This window comes from Cohnella pontilimi, assembly GCF_005049045.1.
Lineage (GTDB): Bacteria > Bacillota > Bacilli > Paenibacillales > Paenibacillaceae > Cohnella > Cohnella pontilimi.
Genome location: NZ_SUPK01000001.1, coordinates 69,502 through 89,239, shown reverse-complemented (window position 1 = coordinate 89,239; position 19,738 = coordinate 69,502). Strand labels below are relative to the sequence as shown.

Sequence of the window (19,738 nt, the reverse complement as noted above, 5' to 3'; positions counted from 1 at the left end):
GCTGTTGTTTCAGAACCGGTTCATTATCAATTCCGCTAAAGTGATCTGTGTACTGCTCATGATTTATTTGACGACCAAAATCAGCTTTTTGCTGAACCCGATTCTCCGGATGATCCACATTTTGCTTCTGCCGGTGCTCATTTCCGGTTTTTTCTATTATGCGCTGCGTCCGATCGTTGATTATTTCTCGGATCGGAAGGTCATCCGCTCGGTGGCCATCCTCTTCGTTTACTTCGTCGCCGCCGCGCTGATTTCTCTCCTCGGCATCGTCATCTGGCCGCTGCTGCAAGATCAGGTGACCACACTGATGAATAATCTTCCGCAGCTCATCGAGGGCTTCCGGAACCAAATCGATCAAATTCAGCAAAACCGGTTTCTTTCCATGTTCGGCAGCAGCCAGTCGGACTGGTCGAATCGGCTGTCCGGTTATTTGGACAACGGCGTCAAGACGGCGGCCGACTATATTTCCCAGTCTCTGCTTGCCTTCACCAACTTTGTCGTGATCGCGGCGACCGTGCCGATCATCGTGTATTACATGCTGAAAGAGGGAGCCAAGCTCCCGCTCAAGCTCCTGCCCTTTATCCCGAAAAAATACCGAGCGGATTGCAAATCCATGCTTTCCGAAATGGACAACGCGTTAAGCGGCTACATCCTGGGCAGAGTCATCGTGACTTCCATCCTCACCGCCATGCTGTACATCGGCTTTTTGCTGATCCATTTGCCTTACTCGCTGCTGCTTGCTGTGATCTCGTTCGTCTTTAATTTGATCCCGTATATCGGCCAATTCCTCGGCGCAATTCCCTGCCTTATCGTGGCGTTCATCGTATCTCCGGCCAAAGCGCTGTGGGTTGCTGGGATCATCGTTGTCATTCAGAATGTGGAAGGAAACTTGATCGCGCCTCATGTATACGGCAAAAGATTGGACATTCATCCGCTGACCGCCGTGCTCTTGCTGTTGATCGGCGGCGACATCCTCGGCATTGTCGGGATATTGGCCGTCATTCCGATCTATATGATCTTGAAAATATTCGTCCGGCATCTTTATCAGCTATTCTTGGAAAAAAAGGTGGAGGAACTGGTCGAATAACGGATTACAAAATGTAAGCCAGCAGCAAAGCGGCCGTGTTCACGACGGCGTCCGCGTGGGTGCGCTCCATCCCGTGGGAGGAGTGGACGCCGGGACCGATTAAGGCGGCACGTATGTCATTCCCCCCGCGCAACGCTGCGGAGGCGTCCGAGCCGTATTGCGGATAAATATCGACGGCGTAAGGAATGCCTTCGCGCTTGGCCAGCTCGATCAGCCGGGACGTCATTTGGTAGTCGTACGGACCGGAAGAGTCCTTGGCGCAAATCGAGACGTCTTGCTCGGTCGCGGACAAATCATCGCCGATCGCCCCCATGTCCACCGCAATCATCTCCGTGATGTCCGGCGGAATGGACGAGCTGCCGTGTCCGACTTCTTCGTAGGTAGAGAAAATAATCTTTACGGTTCTGGACGGTGTGCGGCCTTCCCGTTTCAGCCATTCCAGCAAGCCGAACAACGCGGCTACGCTCGCTTTGTCGTCCAGATGGCGGGACTTGATCCAGCCGCTGGGCAGTATCCGGACTCTCGGATCCCAGGAGATGACATCGCCCACGGCGATTCCGAGTTTCTCGGTGTCCTCTTTGGTTTTGACCGACTCGTCGATCCGGATTTCCATATTCGCTTCTTCCCGCTTCAAGTCGCGAACGTCGGGATAGACGTGTACGGAAGGTTTCGTCGACAGCACGGTGCCTTCATACTTACGGCCGTCACGCGTGTGAATGATGCAGTACTCGTTCTCCACCGTCTGCATCGCATAACCGCCGATCGAAGTGAAACGGATCATGCCGCTCGGCTTAATGGCGCGCACCATGGCGCCGAGCGTGTCTACATGCGCTGAAAGCCCGATCGTACCGCCGGAATCGCGGCCCGGAACGGTGATGATGCCATTCCCTTTGGCCGTGAGCTGCATCGAGCAGCCTAGCGCTTCAGCCTCTTCTCCGACCTTCTTCATGATGTCCATGCAATAGCCGCTCGGGCTGGGTGTTTCCAAGAGCTTCTTCAATACCGTAAGGATGTATTCGCGATTCAAATTCGGCTTCAGTGGTGTAGACACGACCGGCAGCTCCCTTCACTTTCTGCGTCCACTATACTGGCCTATTGTACCATTTTCCACGAGGCTCCGAAATCCGGAACGGCACCGTACATGCAAAAGAACGGAATTCCAGGCCCCCCCGGAATTCCGTTCCTTATGAAGCCGTTTGTTCGGAATCCAACATCCGAAATGGGATCCTGAAACCGAATGCCGCTCCCTTCTTGCGGCCGGCCTCCACCCAAATATCTCCGCCCATCAGTTTGACCAGATTGCGGCATATCGCGAGCCCCAGCCCCGTGCCTTCATAATGCCTTCTCTTGGAAGAACTCGAAATTTGCGAGAAAGGCAAAAACAACAGATGAAGCTTCGACGGTTCGATTCCGATGCCCGTATCCGCCACCTTGAACTCGACGACCGCCTTTTGCCCGGCAGTCGATCCGACGGATTCTGCCAACTTCGCTTCCAGCGTGACCGAGCCGCGATCCGTAAATTTGACGGCATTCCCCACCAGATTGATCACGACCTGGCTTAATCGAACCGCATCTCCCAGCAGCATCTGAGGAATCCGCTCGTCAATCCGGGACACCAGTTCGATCCCTTTGCTCTCCGCCGATATGGAGAAGCCGTCGATACATTGCCGCAGCGTATCGGCAAGATGGAAAACCTCTTCGGCAAGCGTTACGGTGCCCGACTCGATTTTGGAGAAATCGAGCACGTCGTTGATGACCCGGAGCAGCGCTTGTCCGCTTTTCTCCTGTACGGCGAGCATTTCGCGCTGCTTATCCGTCAGCTCCGTCTCCATCAACAGTTGGTTGATGCCGAGAATCCCGTTGAGAGGCGTCCGTATTTCGTGGCTCAATATCGCGAGAAACTCGCCTTTAACGCGGTCCGCGTTCTCCGCCTCTTCCTTCGCCCGGTTCAGCTGCATCTCGGCCCGTTTCTGATCCGTAATATCCCGCCCGATCGCATAGACGATGCGCTTACCGGCTGCAAGCTCGAGAGGAAATACCGTGAGGCTGACCGAGATCGGCCGGCCGTCGCGCCTGAGGATCGATACTTCCAGGTTGCGGGGTTCGTTCGTATCCGCGGCGACATGGTACTGCTCCCGAACTGCAGCCATTTCTCTTTCACTCGCAAATAGAGGGTGTACGTTGCGAAGATCCAGCTCTTCCTTCGAATATCCGGTGACGGCGTACGCCGCAGGGTTGGCACTCACCGTGGATTTTTCGTCCGGGTCGTAGCATATCACCATATCGGGACTATGTTCGAACAGCGACATGTATCGCTTTTCCTGTTCGGCGGCAAGCTGCAATGCCCGCTGCCGGTCCGCGAAGGCATGAATGATGACGGATGCCAACACGAACAAAGTCGTGCTTCCGACCAGCATGGCCAGTATGGAGTTATCGATTCCCGGTTCTCCGGTATCCATCATGTCACCCGGATCCAACGTCACACGGGCTCCGGCGATGGCTGTGTAATGCATGCTGAAGATGGCCAATCCCAGCAGGACAGCCCCGATAAGCTTGGAGCGCATCGGAATAGGGTACGGGCCTCCGGCTTTCAAGCGAAACGTGAAATATAAGGAAGCGAAGGAAATGCCCAATGCAATGACGATCGAAGCTGCTACGGCTGCCGGTTCGTGCGTCAGCTCGCCGGGCATGTCCATCGACATCATGCCGGTATAATGCATCAAGATGATCGCCGTGCCGATCAACAGGCCGCCTGCAATCAACCTCGCCGTGCTTGGCGCTTGTGTAGTCATTAGATGGATGGCGATGGCGGAAGCCAAAATCGGCAGCAACATGGATAAAATCATGGGCGGCACATGGTATGTGACCTGGACATCCAGCTCCCATGCCAGCATGCCGATGAAATGCATGGACCATATCCCGATCCCCATCACAACAGGAGCATAGAGGATCAGCTTCAACGACCGCCTGCCGGTTCTCAGAATCCGGTCCACCAGATCCAATGTCGTGAAGGCGGAGACGATGGCGACAATGACGGATAAAATCACCAGGGCTTCATGAAACCGCCCTGTATCATGATGCATAAAATCCTCTCCCGATGGATTCGATTTACACTTTGTAATACGCCTTTAGCGCTTTAATGATATCCAAAGGATTGCGACGCAAGTCTTTGGCGCTGAAAAACACGTCGCCGCGCACTTGCGGACGGGTCTCGTTATATTGAAGCTGACGGACGATTTCATCCGCGGTCTGCCAGCCGGCTTCACTCGTCCCGAGCTTATAAGGCGCGTGCCCGATATACAGCTTCACATTGCTTCCATCCACTTCGCGTGCCCACCAGTCGACGAGCACGTCATAACGCGCGTTGGAATAAGAGAAGCTCCAGTAAATTTGCGGCATGATGTAATCGATCCAATTGTTTCGAATCCACGTCCGCACATCCGCGTGCATATCGTCGTAAGCCGTAATGCCTGCGTTCGTGGCCGATCCGGTCGGGTCGGCAGACTGGTTGCGCCATACGCCGAACGGGCTGATACCGAATTTTACCTCTTTCTTGACAGCATGGATCGATTGTCCGAGTGTGCGGACAAACTCGTTGATGTTGTCTCTCCGCCAATCGTCCAAATTGGCGATCTGTTTCGGGTTGTAAGCCAAGAACGCGGATTGATCGTCGAAATTGCCGCTCGAAGGGTAGAAATAGTCGTCCAAATGAACGCCGTCCACGTCATAGCCCCGTACCACTTCCATGATCGCGTCAATGATCTCTTGACGGGCTGCAGGAATGCCTGGGTTGATGTACATCTTGCCCCCGGCAGCGGTCACCATCCATTCCGGGTGCCGGACCGCGACATGCTTCGCGTCGAAAGTCTCCGATGCCGAGCCTGTATTGGCGCGGAAAGGGTTAAACCACGCGTGGAACTCCATCCCTCTCCTGTGCGTTTCTTCCACCATAAAAGCAAGTGGGTCATAGCCGGGATTTTGGCCCTGCGTTCCCGTCAAAAATTTGGACCAAGGCGCGAACGCAGACGGATAAAAGGCGTCCGCCGCAGGTCGAACCTGTACGTATACCGCGTTCATTCCCATGGACTGAAGCTCATCCAGCATGGTCACATACTGTTGCACCTGGACTTCCTTCTGCCCGTAAGATTGGCTGGAAGGCCAATCCAAGTGGAACACGGTGCTGACCCATGCGCCCTTGATTTCTTGCCCCGGTTTAGAAATCATTTGTATCCATTTCGTCGCCGCATTCCATTTTACCTGCAAGCCCAACGTTTCGCTGACAAATCGAAGAGGCACCATGACCCGGCTCGACTTGAGCACGGCAGGCGCTTGGAGAGATGTCTTCTTTCCGTTGACCGTTACGGTCTTTTGGCCGACAATCATCGTAATGACGGTTCCGGATCGCTGAATCGTCACCATTTTAGATTTCGGGGTCCATGTGACTTTGGCTCCTAACCCTTCACTGACAATGCGAAGCGGCACCATGGTCAGATTCACTTTGGGATCGATGTAAGGGTCAACGTCGCCTTTCAGCCATATACCGTCCAAATAGATGCGGATGACCTGGGAGGTTTGGGCATGAACGGAGACGGAGAAAAACGAGAATATGAAGCATATGGCAACAAACCAGAGTGACCATTTTCGAAAAGTCATGAGACGAACCAGCCTCCATTATCGCGCAAAATTAGCCTTTAACGTTATGACGCTTTAGAAGGCCAGTCGTTGCTGTCGAAACTTGTAATATGGCATTAAAATTATCTCATGAACCCAAAAAACCGCCTCGCGGCGGTTTCAGTTCACTATATCGTGAGGCGGTACTTTACATTTGGTTAAACGTATCGGTGAGGACGGGAACGATTTGCGATTTACGAGATACGACACCTTTCAGCACCGCTTTGTTATCGGACAATGTGACGTTGTAAGCTTTCTCCACGGCAGACGCCTTGGAGCCGAGCGCGATGCCGACAGAATCGTTATTGAGAATGTCGGTGACGACGAACAGGAACAAATCCAGCCCTTTGGAAGCAATGATACCTTGCAGGGCATCTTCGAGTTCCTTCTGGCGGTTCAGCACGTCGTTCACGTCCACCGCGTTCACCTGGGCGATTTCCACTTTCGCGCCGCCCATTTGAAATTCCTTGGCGTCCAGTGAAATCAACTCTTGGATCGATTTGTCGCTCAAGTTCGCGCCGGCTTTCAGCATATCCAGCCCGTAGGAATCGGCGTCTACTCCGGCGATTTGCGCCAGTTCGCGCGCTGCAGCAACGTCCTCGTCCGTGCAGGTCGGCGATTTGAACAACAGCGAGTCGGAAATGATCGCAGACAGCATCAGGCCGGCAATTTCTTTGCGGATGGACACGCCGTTTTCTTTGTACAGCTTCTTCAGGATTGTAGCGGTACAGCCGACCGGCTCGGCACGGTAGTAAAGCGGTCCGCTGGTCTCAAAGTTAGCGATGCGGTGATGGTCGATTACTTCCACGACCTGCACTTGATCGATGTCGGGTGCGCTTTGCTGGCGCTCATTGTGGTCAACCAGAATCACTTTCTTCGCTTCTCCGGCGACCGACTCTACCAACCGCGGCGCCTGCACGCCGAACTTGTCCAGCGCAAATTGCGTCTCCGCGCTTACGTTACCGAGGCGCACCGCCTCGACGTTCCAACCCAGCTCCTTCTTCAGATCGGCATAGGCGATAGCGGAACAGATCGTGTCCGTGTCCGGATTTTTGTGTCCGAAAATCAATGTTTTATCCATATCAGAGCTCCTTCGATCGTTATTCAGCGAGAAAAGTATACTCCAGAACCGGTTCGCCAATCAAGCGCGGGCGGCCGGCTTGTCCCCTTGCGGCGCGCCGCCGTTGTGCCGGACAATTTCCACCCTCCGGATTTGCCGTTCCTCCATATCCCGCACAATAAAGTCGCATTTGTCCTCGCCGATCTTGTCGTTCTCGTGCAGCTCGTATTTGCGGCTCATCATCCATCCTGCCAGCGTATACACGCCTTCTTCGTCCAGCTTCGTGCCGAGCAGACGGTTCACATCCGCAATCGGGAGCTTGGCGCTGACAATGTAACGGCCATCCTGCAATTTCTCGATGAGAGGCTGACCCAGGTCATCCCGCGCCTCTTTCTGATCCTCGACGATTTTGCGGATTATGTCCTTCACGGTGATCAGTCCCGAGGTCCCGCCGAATTCGTCGATCAATACCGCCATCGTGATGCGGTCTTTTTGCATTTTGAGCAGCAAGTCCTGCACGGAGATCGTCTCGATCACTTGGATGACCGGCTTGAGGTAAAGTTGAAGGGTGCCGTTGGGGTCCCGTACGCCCCGGATATAATCGCTCAGCACCTCTTTCATCTCAACCATCCCGACGACCCGATCCTTGTCTGCGCCTTCGATAACAGGATACTGACTGTGAGGCGACACCGCGGTACGCTCCACGAATTGAAGCACCGTATCCTCCAAGTGTGCGAAGTCGATATCCGTACGCGGAACCATGGATTCCTTGGCTACCCGGTCGTCGAGCTCGAAAATGTTCGTCACGTATCGAAACTCGGAAGGATTGATAATGCCGCTCTTATATCCCTCGGATAAAATAAGCCGTAATTCCGCTTCAGTATGCGTCGTCTCTTCCCCGGTTATGGCTTTCACGCCGAACAATCCGGTCACGAGCCGTGCTGAACGGGTCATGAACCAGCTGAACGGATAGGTGATCTTGAAAAACAGCATGAGCGGACGCGCCAGAAACATGGCCAGCGGCTCCGCGAGCCGGATCGCCAGCGTCTTCGGAACGAGCTCACCGATCACCACTTCCACGAAGGTAAGCAGTAGAAAGGCGATCAGGAATGACAACATGCCGGTTAAGGAAGCCGGTATCCTCAGCAAAACAAACAACGGATGCAGCAGCCGCTCTACCGCCGATTCTCCCAGCCAGCCTATAGCCAGGTTGGTCAGCGTGTTCCCGAGCTGGCATGCCGATAAATATTCATCCAGTCTTGAAATGATCTGTTTGACGCGGAGCGCTTTCTTGCTGCCTTCCGCCGCGAGCTGCTCGATCCGGCTCATCCGGGACCGGATCACGGAATACTCCGCCGCCACGAAAAACGCGGTACAAAGCACGAAAAACAGCACCAGAAGAAGGTTTCCCATGTGCATCACCCGATTCGGTTCGTCGTCTTCAACTTTTAACCGAAAAAAGAAAAGATCAACCGACCGCGGCCGGCTGATCCCTTTTCATTTCAGGCTTTTTTCGCTTTCGGAGGGTCCTTGCTGTCATAAAAAACGTGTTTGGCGCGGATGTCGGTTCCCGATATCGAGAGAATGCCGAATGAATATTGCTTCTGCCTTCGTTTATCTGTTGGGGAACCCGGGTTGAAGAGCAGCATTCCGTCCAGCCGCTTCAGAACGGGAATATGGGAATGTCCGAACACGATGATATCCACTTCACCCTGATCAAATGCCGCCGCCGCCCGATGCTCCGCGGTCAGCCGCGGGTTGGGTCCGTGACCGTGCACCAACCCGATGCGGATTCCGCCGCTCACGATTTTCTTCCGCAGTCCGAACCTCATGAGGAGGGCCTCTCCATCATTATTGCCGGCGACGCCTTCCACCGGGGCATAACGGACGAGCTGGTCGTAAACTTGTTCGCTCGTCCAATCCCCGGCATGCAGGATCAGGTCGGTATTGCTTTCGAGCTCGCGTACAAGACGAGCAGGCAGCGATTTGGCCATGCGTGGAATATGTGTGTCGGAGACGACCACGATTTTCACCCGCGCTCACCTCGCCATATCATGGTTAAGGAATAATGAGTTTGCCCCTATCAAACAGCTCGCGCTTGTTGTCATTCATTCCGGTAAGCTTGTCTTTGCCCTTGATCCCGGTGAGAGTAATTTTGTACTTGGTGCGGAGATATTGGTGCATTTGGGCCATCTGTTTGGCGTCCAGATCCGCCAGGCCCGGCTGGCCCTTCATCCGGCCCAGCATAATCCCGATGGTCTCCGCCGCAAGTGCGGTTTGTGCCTGAATGCGGGCGCTGCCGTAAGCGACGGCGGAAGCTCCGACATTTTTACCGGCGACGATCACGTTCGTGTACCCTTTCGATAGGAAAGACCGAAGAGGCATCCCATACTTATCGGGGTTGCCGAGTCTCGTTCCCCATTTGCTCGACGATGTGCCCTGAATATCGATGGGATATCCGGCGATGCTCACGTTATCCTCAAACATGCGGGCGCTCATGAGATCCGTCCCTTGAAGCACATACTCGGTCTCGTAGCGGTCGGAATCGCGGATGTACAAGTAATCCGGGTAACCGTTAATCTCGGCCTTCGCCCAGCCGGGAAGCTGATTGCGAAGGTGACCGATGATGCGCTTCGTTTGCTCTTTCCCTTGCTCGATCGCCGTTGCGACGCTTTCCACGTTCGAAGGGTCTAAGTTATAGACGAGCAGGGCGTTGACGGTCACTTCTCCATCCCGTTGATTTACGATATTCAATCCCCGCAGAAACCATTCGTTCGAGCCGGGATCGTAAGCAGCCCCGATTTTGCCGAAGCCCCATGTCATCGTGCCGGTTACGGTCGTCTCGGTGCCGTATTTCTGCTCGCGTGCCCGTTGGCTCATGCCCATCACCGATTTTCGCATGGCTTCCCAATCGACACGCTTGAACTTCATCATGAAAGTGGCGGCCATATAGTCTTTGGATGCAGGATTGCTGCCGACAATGGATTCCATGCCTGGAATACGCGGAAGATCCAGCTGGGAGGTCAACGCGGCGAAATCGGTATTTTCTACTACGTAGCCGGGATAAACGGTTTCTTCTCTGCCGCCCGGCGTGGTGTATGTGATGGATTCGACCGTGCGTCTCGACGCGTCCGGCTGCCGGCGGATGTCCAAACCGGTAATCGTGATGCCGGACACAATCGGAATTCCCTTCGCGAGTCGATCGAAATAACGGCGAAACTCTTCGATTTTGCGGACTTGTCCCTGTTTGTACAAATCAAACAGCTCTTTGACCCGGCCTTGCAGGATGAGCTCCCCGTTATCGCCGAACGGTTCGTCGAGAAAGACCATTTCGCCTTGGATAAGCTGTCCGCCAGGTTTGTTGTGCGGGTCGAGGACGAGAACGGAGAGGCCTTCATCCGCCGCGGCACGGGCGAGATACATGCCTTCCATCTCGGAACCGATGATCACGATATCCGGATGAGCGCGGTCGGTTGCTGCCGCGGCATGCTCATTGACGGCCCAGTCGGGAGAAACAACCAGGGGTACAATAAAGACAAGCGATAACAAAGCGAGGATGACTTTTCTCATGGAATGCTCAGCACGGTCTCCCTTTGCCGCTTGGATTCAATTCCAAGGGCGGTAATCATTACCTATGCGGACTATACTAACCCAGCCGTCGACCCGCGTAAATGAGAGAAATTACCTAAATGATGCGAACAGCGCACCACATCCCCGTCACTGCACCGGTTGTAAGGCAGTTAGACTATCTTACATATGCCAGTTCCCAACATGTGGCCGGCTGTTAGTCACTCTCGCTTACTTACACTTGCACAGTCCCATCATCGCGCCGGTTGTTAGTCACTCTCGCTGCCTTACAGTTGAGCACTCCCGCCGCCACGGCTGTTAGCCAGTCTCGCTAACTTACACTTGCGCACTCCCGTCACCGCCATTGCTGTTAGCCACTCTCGCTGACTTACAGTTGAGCACTCCCGTCGAATTGGTGGGTGAGCACGGTAAATTGATGCACTCTGCTACTTAGTGACGTCGTACATCACATTCGCTCGACCGCGTAGTAGCTCTCTGCTACCTATTCTCTCCGTCTCGGTCGTTTTCTTTACCGCGTAGTAGCTCTCTGCTACCTATTATCATCAATTCGCCTGGTACCTCGCTTAGAAGTAGCTCTCCGCTACCTATTCTCCCCGTTCGTCGTGATTGCAGGTGCGGGCGGCCGCGGATGCTGAGGATATTCCGACCGACCACTCCCGAGGCAAAATAGGTTGGATGATCGCCGGCACGCATACATCGACAATTTTCGTGATCTCCATCTGATTTCCTGCTTTATCCGTTTCGAAGAGTCGCGGATAAAAACCTTATTTTTCCCGCAAACTGAACACATAGAGAAAGGAGTTGAAGTGCGTGAAAAAGAATAAGCCCGGCAAGGAAGTACGGGAGTTAGGCACCACCCAGTCCGGTATCACCGATCATCACGAAACACGGTATACCGATTCGGCGGTCACGATTGAACCCGGGCGTGCGCCTGGCAGGGTCCCATCTCCCGACGATCCTCGTTAATCCGCCGCCGCCCGCCGAAACAATGTTGCCGGAGCTCCATCCGCCATTAATCGGCAGCAACGAAAAACCGCCGGCCATTTAGGACCGGTGGTTCAGACTTTCACTCCAACCTCGCGTTTTGCGATCAAGTGTACTCCACCCTTATTTTACCATCCGTCCGGCACCGAGACCAGCACCATCCCGAGACTCCAGTTCAAGCAAATGCCGTTTCATCTCCAGACCTTCCCGGAATCCAGTCAGCGTGCCGTTCTTGCCGACGACGCGGTGGCATGGGACAACAATCAGTACCGGGTTCGCCCCGATCGCCGTTCCCACAGCTCGTACGGACGACGGCTTCCCGATGAAGTTCGCAATATCGGTGTAAGAAACCCGCGCACCGAACGGAATTTCCGTCAATGCCTTCCACACCGACTGCTGGAATGCCGTGCCATCCGCATCGAGGGGAAGTGTAAACGTCGTCCGTTCGCCCTGCATATATTCACTCAGTTGCTCCGCATAAACCCTCAACTTTTCATCGTCCCGGACCCAATCTTCCTTTTTACGCCAATGGCTCCAAGCTTCCTCGGAACCCACAAAACAAAGACCTCGATCGGTCTTCGCCAGCCAAAGCCGCCAGCCGCCGATGTCGAACTCTCCCGCGTACATCGTTCGATCCGTTATTCTCATGCGCCATCCGCCTTTCGTTGCCGATATTGAGAAGGGGTCAGTCCCATCTTATGCGCGAACACGGTTGCAAAATGAGCCGAGCTCGTAAACCCCGCCGCAGTCGCGATATCCGTAATTGTAAGCTCCGAGGACTTCAGCAGCTCCCCTGCTTTAGACAGACGGATTTGCTGCAAAAATATTGCCGGAGAAACCCCTCGTATTCTCTTAAAGGTTCGCTGCAGATGGGACGATCCGGCGTGAAAAACACCGGCCAACCGCTCCAGCGTAATGGACTCGGCATAATGGCTTTCCAGCCAATCCGCGATTTGATCTACCCACTGCTGATCCGGCAAACGGATCCCCTCGGGTTTGCACCTTTTGCAGGGACGAAACTTGAGCTCCATCGCCTGCCTCGCATCTTTGAAAATAACGACGTTTTCCTTGGACGGTGTCCGCGAACGGCAAGACGGCCTGCAAAATATACCCGTAGTCGACACCCCGTACAAAAATGTCCCATCCTGCGACGAATCGCAGTCCACGATTGCGCGCCACTTGCTTTCCGTCAATTTTTCCGCCATCGGATCACCGCCTCCTACTGAAACAGTATAACCCGGGCATCCCGACAGCGTAAGCTTTTCGGAATGAGAGAGCAAAAATTTGAAAACGCGGCAGGGAGAATTATGATAAAAAAGAAGAAACGACTGTGGAGGAAACGATAATGAACGCCGATTTTCAGGATACGATGCTGCTCACGCCTCCCAAGGAGTTCCGGTTCGAGCAGAACCTTGCCTATTTGTCCCGATCCCCTAACGAATGTCTCTTTCGTGTCGAAGAGAGTGTGATTACGCTTGCGATCCCAGCCGCGGGACAGCGGCCAATCGTGGCGATCGACTCGCCGGAACCGGACGGACCGTTGCGCATACGAATCGCGGGTGTCGAATCCGGAAGCCTGCCGTCCGTTCGGGAAGCGGTCGCCGCTTATATCGCCGAATGGTTCGACTGGGGAACGGATCTAAGTCCCTTTTATGCCATGGCGGCAAAAGACCCGCTTCTCAGCGGGCCGGCCCAACAATTTTACGGACTGCGCCTGGTCGGCGTGCCCGATCTGTTCGAAGCGGTGTGCTGGGCCATCCTGGGCCAGCAAATTAACCTGACATTCGCCTATACGCTTAAACGCCGCTTGGTGGAAACGTTCGGGTCATCCGCCGAACACGGCGGAACGGTCTATTGGACTTTCCCGACCGCGCAAACCGTTGCTTCGTTGAATCCCGAGCAGCTGACCGCCCTTCAGATGACCCGCAAAAAAGCGGAATATCTCATCGGAGTTGCCCGTCTGATCGCGGAAGGACGCTTAACCAGGGACGAACTTTTGGCGTCCGGTGACGTTCATTCGGCAGAACGACGGTTGACCGCCATCCACGGCATCGGGCCTTGGACCGCCCATTATGTCGCCATGCGCTGCTTGCGATTCCGTTCCGCATTTCCGATCCAGGACGTCGGTCTGCATTTGGCGATGAAAGCGGCTTTGAAAATGGACCGGAAACCTACTCTCTCCGAAATCCGAGCGTATGCTGATGCTTGGGCCGGGTGGGAATCGTATGCGGTGTTTTTCTTGTGGAGAACGCTGTATTGATGCGCTATAGGTCCAGCATCAACAGTTTCGGATGCCGGAGCACGCCGTCTTCGGTCCGCTCGCTCCCCGTCACCCGGGCGCCGATCGGCTCTTGCAGCCAGCGGACCTCGAAACCTTTCAATGCCTCGGGGTAGTCTGCGAACGGACAAAGCGACCGATCGGGATTGCCCAGCACGCGCAGCTTCTCTTTCAAAGCGCCGTTCAAGCCGGACGACACGCGGCCGAAATAAGCGCCGTTCTCCCCCATCACCATGCTGGATACGCGCCCTTCCTTCCAAAGAACGCCGACGATCTCGACATCATATTCCGGTTTTCTTTTGCACTTCAGCCAATCGCGGTGCTCCTTGCCTTCCCGGTAACGGGAAGACAGCTTTTTGCAGACGACCCCTTCCCAGCCGTTTCGTACGACCCACTCCCACAACAGTGGACCGTTCGCAAAAAGATCCGTCGTGTGAAGCGGCGCCTCCCAATTCGCAGCCAGCTCGCGCAGCCTGCGGTCGCGCTCCGCGAACGGTAAGCCCCGAAGATCTTCATCCCCGATCCGAAGCACATCGAACACGATATACTGCACGTGCAGCTGCCGCGTACTCGCGGAAGCGCCGGGCTTGTTACGCTGCTGAAGCAGCTGGAAGCTCGGCCGTCCCGTGTCTGGGTCAAGCACCACAGCTTCACCGTCCAGCACCAGCGTGCCTTTCAAATTCGAGCAGGCTCTGGCGATTTCCGGGTATTTCCCGTTTTGAGGCAGCATTTTTTTGGAAAACAGCTTCGCCTCACCGTCCTCAATGGAGACGATCAAGCGATAACCGTCCCATTTCAGCTGATAGCCCCAGTCCGTTCCTTCAGGCAGCGAGTCGGCGGCAATGGGGGACATGGGCACGAACGGCAGCAGCGTCAAGCGCCCGTTCTCTTCCGGCGTTTCGCCGCCGGTTTCTTCTCTTCAGCCTGCTGCTTGCCTTTGGCCTTCGCGGCGGGTTTGTCGTCTTTGCTGCCGTCGCCGCTCTTGGCCTGATTCAAGCTGGCTTTGAGGGCTTCCATCAGGTCGATGACATTCGTCGGTTTCTCTTCCGGCGCCATCTTGACCTCTTTGCCTTGTATTTTCCGGTCGATCGCTTCCTGCAGCCTTGCCCGGTAATCATCCTCGTATTTCTCCGGTTCAAACTTGGCGGCCAGTTGTCCAATCAGCATCTGGGCCATCTCCAGCTCCTTATCGTTCACATCGTCGTCCTCCGGCAAATTCGGAACCTGCGCGACGGGACGGACTTCATCGGCATAAAACATCGTCACCATCGACAGCACGCCTTCCACCACACGGATGGCCGCCAAGCTGCTCTTGGAACGGATGGTGACGTTCGCGATGCCGATTTTGTTCGTGGTCTCCAGCGCCTTCACCAGCAGCCGGTAAGCGCGGGTGCCTGTGTCGCCGGGAGCGAGATAGTACGTTTTTTGATAATAGATCGGGTCGATCTGCTCGAGGTCCACGAAATCCAAAATCTGAATTTCTCTCGTATTCTCCGATGCGACGGCTTCCAGCTCTTCCTTGGTAAAAGTGACGAAATGTCCCGGCTCATACTCGTAGCCCCGTACGATGTCGCTCCATTCGACTTCCTTCTCACATTTTGGGCAAGTACGGGAGTAATGAATCGGCACGTTGTATTTTTTGTGCAGCATTTTCATCGGAATATCGTTTTCCTTCGTCGCGGTGAACATTTTGACCGGCACGTTGACGAGTCCGAAGCTGACCGCGCCTTTCCAAATTGTCTGCATCTTTATCCCTCCCGCGGACCGGGAACCGGTGAACTGGCGCTTCCGTATTGCTCAAGCGTTCTCGCCGCGTCGGCGTCGTCCGGCAAGATCGGGGCGACCATCTCGTAAGTGACAGGGTCTTGCGTCTCCGAGTCGCCAACGAGGTTCATGTTCGTGTTTGCATGATCCACACAGAATGCCGTCCAGGGGAGTGCCTCCAGCCGTTCGTACGGAATCTGATTTTCGCACACCTCGCAGATCCCGTACGTTCCTTGCTCCATTCGCTGAAGAGCGGCGTTAATGTCCTGAAGCTTATCGCTGAACGTTTCGTCTATCGCTTGGTCTCTTTCCCGTTCGAACGCTTCGGTGGCGATGTCTGCCGGGTGATTGTCATACGTGCTCAGTTCTCCGCTGGACACCGCCTCTTGTCTTTCTACGGCGCTTCCGTTTATCTCAAAATGGTTCTCCAATTCCCGCTTCTCTTCTAGGAGCCTCTGCTTCAGCTTCCCGATTTGCGATTCCGTCAGCTGTTTCATGGGGATTCCTCCTCGGATCGGTTTGCGGCATCCGGCTGCGGATTCCGTAACCTTCCTTACCCGACCGGGGACGAAAATGACACATGAGGGTCCCGTCTCATCTGAACGTGCATGCCATGTTTGTCGGACCATTCCGCGTACAACACATCCTCGGGGCGGTCGACTCCTTTTTTGCGCAGTTCCTCCACCATCCACGATTCATCTTTGCCGATTCCTCTCAGCGCCTGACGATCGATTTTCCCCTTGGAGATGATGACCGCCGGCATAGGTACGGGTTCATCGGATAACTGTCCGTTCTCCGTTTCCGGCCTGCGGATGACGCTGAGATTTCCATTCGATTCAAAAATACCGTATGCCACTTCTGCAATCGAAAACACACCCTGCTCCCTAAGCAGTGTTTGCAGTTGGTCGATGTTCAGATTGTTGCGCTTCATCGCTTTCTCGTCGAGCATCCCTTGTTTAATCAACAGCTCGGGGTTGCCGCTTGCCTGCTTGGACAACCAGGGGATCGCGGCCGCCAGCTTTTCAATTCCGATGCTGAGAAGCGTCCATATGACCAATGCAAAAAGAAGCTGCGGGATGTGCGCGTCTTGCTGGTAAACGGTATTGCCCACCAGCTCGCTGAGCATCAAAGACGATATGAAATCGAACGCGGTTAATTGGGAGATTTCCTTTTTGCCCATGATTTTGGTCATTGTCCAGAGAGCAATCACCGCAATGATCAACTTTGTGGCGATTTGGATGTACGGCATCTTGACTTGCACCCCCTCGGTAATTAATACACGGGGGAGCAAGCCGCCAATCGTGGATCGAAATTATTGCCGGGTCGCGCGGAAAAGGCGCGCCGCCACGCCCGGCATTCTTGCTCCGAGCCGAAGCGCGGCCTGCGACAAAGCCGGATGGCATAGAACCGTCTCTAACAAGCGTCCCCAAGCAGCAGGTCCGGCGCCGTGTCGTCGCATCTGCCGGATATAGCGCTTTTTCCAATGCTCAAGGGAGAGCTCTCCACACAAATAGCGGTCCGCCAATTCCACACACATAGCCACGGACCGAAGCGCCATCGCCATCCCGTCTCCGCACAAAGGAGGGATGACCCTCGCCGCGTCACCGACGTGCGGAACATCTCCCCATGCCGTTGTATGCTTGGAAACCAGCACCGGGTATGCGCCCGCTTCTGTGCCTGGCACAGTGGCGCCCCCCTCCAGACGCAAAGCGAGCGCCGGATTTTGCCGACACGCCTCCGACAGAACACCTGCCGTGTTCCGGCCGCACCGATCGAAAAAGGCTCCGGATACCAGTGCCGCGAGGTTATGCCTGCCCTCTTCCACCGGAGAGAGGCCAATATATCCTCCTTGAAAAAAGTAAAGCTCTACGCGTGAGCATTGCGGCAATCCCTCCACGTGCACCTTGATTCCGATACACAGCGGTTTGTCTGCTTTGGATCTGGGCAATCGGCTTTGCTTGGCGTAACTGGAAGCGGCGTTTCTTCCCCAGCATCCGAAGACAGTCCTCGCCTCGATCGAGGTCCGTTCTGATTTTCCCCGGATATCCACCTCATAACCGTTTCGCTTTGGCCGAATTTGCAAGACCGAACAGCCATGCACCAGTTCCGCCCCATGATAGACGGCCGCCTCCTGGAGAGCGGAATCCAATCGGTAACGGCTGATTCCGAGTGCCGGTGCGGGAAGCGGAACCTCGAGCGAAGAGCCTTCCGCTGCCGTGAGCAGAAGGCTGTCGATGTTCGCGCCGCCGAGCCCGGCGATTCGCGAATCGAGTCCGAGCGAACGCCACAGCGCGGCGGCTTCCGGAGACAAAAACTCCCCGCACGCTTTATGCCGGGGAGAAGAATTACGGTCGATCAGCAGCGTCCTCCAGCCTTTCTCCGCCAGTACGGCCGCCATGCTGCTCCCGGCAAGGCCCGCGCCGATCACGATCGCATCAAAATCGCTGTGCACGCCCATCCCTCTCCCCGTCATTGGATTGAGCGGTTACCACGTACCGAAACATTGCTTTCCACCGGACGTCGAGGGGAATCCCCGTTTCTTCCTGCAGCCGAGCCCAATCCCCTGCCTGGAATCCTTTGGCCACCGAGAGGGGACCGTCATGCCGGATATACCTGTTGCGTGTCAAAAGTCGGGTCATGAGCCAAACGGTCGCCCAGGCGACCGGATGCCGGTGAATATCCGATATGACGATTCCGATTCGAGACGCCGCCGACATTCTTTGAACGGCATGGGTCAATTCATCCGTTCCAAAATGATGCAGCAGTTGGCTCGCCGTCACAATGTCCGCGGCTTTTTCCGGCAGCAGGAAGAGGTCGCCCTGCGTAATTTCCACGCTTGGATCATCCGCATACAGTGCCCGAGCTTCTTTCAACGCTTCCTCGGTTTTGTCCATCAGCACGAGTCTCAACCGGATGCGCTCTCTACGCGCCCAGCGAAGCAGCTGCTGATTCGTATCGCCGGAGCCGGCCCCGACGTCCAGCACCGTCAAGCAGGACGGCCTGCCGGCAGTCGTCCATAAGTTTCGCACGCCGGACAACACCGGACCTGAGGCACCGAATATACGGTTCAACGTGCGCAGATGGCGTAACGCTTCGCGCAGCTCCTCGCCGCCTATGCTGAAATCGTCCATGAGTTCAGGCTCCTGATCGCGGCTTGTCAACATACGTCCGACTGGAAACCGATATGCACCCACTCGGCCGTTAACCCCGGGCTGAACGCAAGCGCCCAGCCTTCTCCCCTTTCTTGCAAGCCGTTCGAAATCCGCTCCCGAATTTCCCGCAGCACAAACAACAAGGTGGCGGAGGACAAATTCCCGTAACGGCTTAACACCGATCGGCTCGCTTCGATCTGGGCATCCGCGATGCGGCATGCTTCCTGCAGCTCGTCGAGAATGCCCCGCCCACCCGGATGGATCGCCCAAAGCAATGGCGGCGCCGACTGAATCCCTTCTATTTCCGGCGGGACAAGTCTACCAATCCGCTTCGGAATTTCCGGCGACAAGTACAGATGGAAGCCATGATTCCCGACCTTCCACACCATATCGTCCGAAGTATCCGCAAGTAACTTCGCTCGTCCTTGACCGAGCAGGAAGCTTCCACGGTGATGCACAAGACCTGTGGGCGCGATGACACATGCGGATGCGCCGTCTCCGAAAAACGACGCTCCGAACAGTGCCTCCCGATCGGAGGACGGCTGAATGTGCAGCGTGCATAGCTCCACGCAAATAATCAGAACCCTCGCCGACGGATTGGCTGCGGTTAGATCCCGGGCGACCCGGATCGCCGTCAACCCTGCCCCGCAGCCCAAAAAAGTAAGCGGCGAACGGTATACATCCGGCTGCAGACCGAGTAGCGGAACCAGCACGGCGTCCAATCCGGGCAGGAAAAATCCGGTGCAACTGACCGTAATCAGGTGGGTGACTTCTGAGGCATTCATCCCGCTCTCCCGAAGTGCGGTTCGTGCGGCTTCCAATGCGAGCGGGACCGATTCGCGCCGATACGTTTCCATCCGTTCTGCGGTCGAAGGAAATCTCTCCGGACGGGAATACGACACATAACGGTTCTGACGGCCCGGCTGAAGCAAATCCGGTTCGCAAGTGTACCTCGTTCGGACGCCGCACTGCCGAAAAATCCGTTTGACCCAGCGGGCCGCGTTAGGCTCGTCGGCCAGAGCTTCCGCGAGACGCTCAGCCGTTTCCTCTTGTTCAAGGCGATGAGGAGGCACCGCCGTACCGATACCCAGTATCTCTGCAGACCATTTGGGCTGTTCCACAGGCGCCACTCCTTTCCTCCGCTCTTATGACCC

Annotated in this window: 20 protein-coding genes; 3 read left to right on the top strand and 17 right to left on the bottom strand. The window is 55.4% G+C overall.

All coding sequences use genetic code 11. The annotated features are described in order from the left end of the window. Positions 1-4: 4 nt before the first annotated feature. Positions 5-1,087, top strand: coding sequence for an AI-2E family transporter (locus tag E5161_RS00510; protein ID WP_246042044.1), 1,083 nt, complete (start codon positions 5-7; stop codon positions 1,085-1,087). Between the two features lie 4 nt (positions 1,088-1,091). Here E5161_RS00510 and E5161_RS00505 read toward each other — a convergent pair whose 3' ends face one another. The 8 genes from E5161_RS00505 to E5161_RS21230 all read right to left on the bottom strand — a co-directional run bounded on the left by E5161_RS00505 (position 1,092) and on the right by E5161_RS21230 (position 11,125). Beyond that, positions 1,092-2,138 carry a M42 family metallopeptidase gene (locus E5161_RS00505; protein WP_246042043.1) on the bottom strand — a complete coding sequence of 349 codons (1,047 nt, stop codon included), beginning with the start codon at positions 2,136-2,138 and terminating at the stop codon, positions 1,092-1,094. 133 nt (positions 2,139-2,271) lie between these two features. Continuing rightward, on the bottom strand, positions 2,272-4,170 hold the full coding sequence (locus E5161_RS00500) for an MHYT domain-containing protein (protein WP_136775642.1): 1,899 nt from the start codon (positions 4,168-4,170) through the stop codon (positions 2,272-2,274). 25 nt (positions 4,171-4,195) lie between these two features. Further along, positions 4,196-5,740, bottom strand: coding sequence for a family 10 glycosylhydrolase (locus E5161_RS00495; RefSeq protein WP_136775641.1), 1,545 nt, complete (start codon positions 5,738-5,740; stop codon positions 4,196-4,198). Between the two features lie 166 nt (positions 5,741-5,906). After that, on the bottom strand, positions 5,907-6,839 hold the full coding sequence (locus E5161_RS00490; RefSeq protein ID WP_136775640.1) for a manganese-dependent inorganic pyrophosphatase: 933 nt from the start codon (positions 6,837-6,839) through the stop codon (positions 5,907-5,909). Positions 6,840-6,899: 60 nt separating this feature from the next. Beyond that, on the bottom strand, positions 6,900-8,231 hold the full coding sequence (locus E5161_RS00485; protein WP_246042042.1) for a hemolysin family protein: 1,332 nt from the start codon (positions 8,229-8,231) through the stop codon (positions 6,900-6,902). Between the two features lie 89 nt (positions 8,232-8,320). Beyond that, positions 8,321-8,851 carry a metallophosphoesterase gene (locus tag E5161_RS00480; RefSeq protein ID WP_136775639.1) on the bottom strand — a complete coding sequence of 177 codons (531 nt, stop codon included), beginning with the start codon at positions 8,849-8,851 and terminating at the stop codon, positions 8,321-8,323. 25 nt (positions 8,852-8,876) lie between these two features. Next, positions 8,877-10,388, bottom strand: a complete 1,512-nt coding sequence (locus tag E5161_RS00475; protein WP_136775638.1) for an FAD-dependent oxidoreductase — start codon at positions 10,386-10,388, stop codon at positions 8,877-8,879. A 602-nt stretch (positions 10,389-10,990) separates the two neighbouring features. Continuing rightward, positions 10,991-11,125 carry a hypothetical protein gene (locus E5161_RS21230; protein WP_281279821.1) on the bottom strand — a complete coding sequence of 45 codons (135 nt, stop codon included), beginning with the start codon at positions 11,123-11,125 and terminating at the stop codon, positions 10,991-10,993. A 91-nt stretch (positions 11,126-11,216) separates the two neighbouring features. Here E5161_RS21230 and E5161_RS20630 point away from each other — a divergent pair, with 91 nt between their 5' ends. After that, positions 11,217-11,372 carry a hypothetical protein gene (locus E5161_RS20630; RefSeq protein ID WP_169306532.1) on the top strand — a complete coding sequence of 52 codons (156 nt, stop codon included), beginning with the start codon at positions 11,217-11,219 and terminating at the stop codon, positions 11,370-11,372. A 141-nt stretch (positions 11,373-11,513) separates the two neighbouring features. Here the strand turns inward: E5161_RS20630 and E5161_RS00470 are convergent, their stop codons facing one another. Both E5161_RS00470 and E5161_RS00465 read right to left on the bottom strand, forming a co-directional pair. Continuing rightward, positions 11,514-12,038, bottom strand: a complete 525-nt coding sequence (locus E5161_RS00470) for a methylated-DNA--[protein]-cysteine S-methyltransferase (RefSeq protein ID WP_136775637.1) — start codon at positions 12,036-12,038, stop codon at positions 11,514-11,516. Next, complete coding sequence (locus E5161_RS00465) at positions 12,035-12,595, bottom strand: bifunctional transcriptional activator/DNA repair enzyme AdaA (protein WP_136775636.1); 561 nt, start codon at positions 12,593-12,595, stop codon at positions 12,035-12,037. Before E5161_RS00465 ends, E5161_RS00470 begins: the two co-directional genes overlap by 4 nt. A gap of 140 nt (positions 12,596-12,735) precedes the next feature. Between E5161_RS00465 and E5161_RS00460 the strand changes: the two genes are divergently transcribed. Then, positions 12,736-13,650 carry a DNA-3-methyladenine glycosylase family protein gene (locus E5161_RS00460; RefSeq protein WP_136775635.1) on the top strand — a complete coding sequence of 305 codons (915 nt, stop codon included), beginning with the start codon at positions 12,736-12,738 and terminating at the stop codon, positions 13,648-13,650. A gap of 4 nt (positions 13,651-13,654) precedes the next feature. On the opposite strand, the gene E5161_RS00455 is transcribed toward E5161_RS00460, so the two are convergent. The 7 genes from E5161_RS00455 to E5161_RS00425 all read right to left on the bottom strand — a co-directional run bounded on the left by E5161_RS00455 (position 13,655) and on the right by E5161_RS00425 (position 19,705). Further along, positions 13,655-14,545: an ATP-dependent DNA ligase gene (locus E5161_RS00455; protein WP_246042041.1), complete on the bottom strand. Its 891-nt coding sequence runs from the start codon at positions 14,543-14,545 to the stop codon at positions 13,655-13,657. Next, positions 14,542-15,414 carry a non-homologous end joining protein Ku gene (ku, locus tag E5161_RS00450; protein ID WP_136775634.1) on the bottom strand — a complete coding sequence of 291 codons (873 nt, stop codon included), beginning with the start codon at positions 15,412-15,414 and terminating at the stop codon, positions 14,542-14,544. Before ku ends, E5161_RS00455 begins: the two co-directional genes overlap by 4 nt. A gap of 2 nt (positions 15,415-15,416) precedes the next feature. Beyond that, positions 15,417-15,929 (bottom strand): TraR/DksA C4-type zinc finger protein, encoded by a 513-nt coding sequence (locus E5161_RS00445; protein WP_169306531.1) that lies wholly within the window; start codon positions 15,927-15,929, stop codon positions 15,417-15,419. Positions 15,930-15,985: 56 nt separating this feature from the next. Beyond that, positions 15,986-16,681 carry a DUF421 domain-containing protein gene (locus E5161_RS00440; protein ID WP_136775632.1) on the bottom strand — a complete coding sequence of 232 codons (696 nt, stop codon included), beginning with the start codon at positions 16,679-16,681 and terminating at the stop codon, positions 15,986-15,988. A gap of 63 nt (positions 16,682-16,744) precedes the next feature. Further along, positions 16,745-17,884, bottom strand: coding sequence for an NAD(P)/FAD-dependent oxidoreductase (locus tag E5161_RS00435; protein WP_169306530.1), 1,140 nt, complete (start codon positions 17,882-17,884; stop codon positions 16,745-16,747). Then, positions 17,868-18,563 (bottom strand): methyltransferase domain-containing protein, encoded by a 696-nt coding sequence (locus E5161_RS00430; RefSeq protein WP_246042040.1) that lies wholly within the window; start codon positions 18,561-18,563, stop codon positions 17,868-17,870. Before E5161_RS00430 ends, E5161_RS00435 begins: the two co-directional genes overlap by 17 nt. A 26-nt stretch (positions 18,564-18,589) precedes the next feature. After that, entirely contained in the window at positions 18,590-19,705 is a 1,116-nt protein-coding gene (locus E5161_RS00425; RefSeq protein ID WP_136775630.1) for a type III polyketide synthase, read from the bottom strand. Between the last annotated feature and the right edge of the window lie 33 nt (positions 19,706-19,738).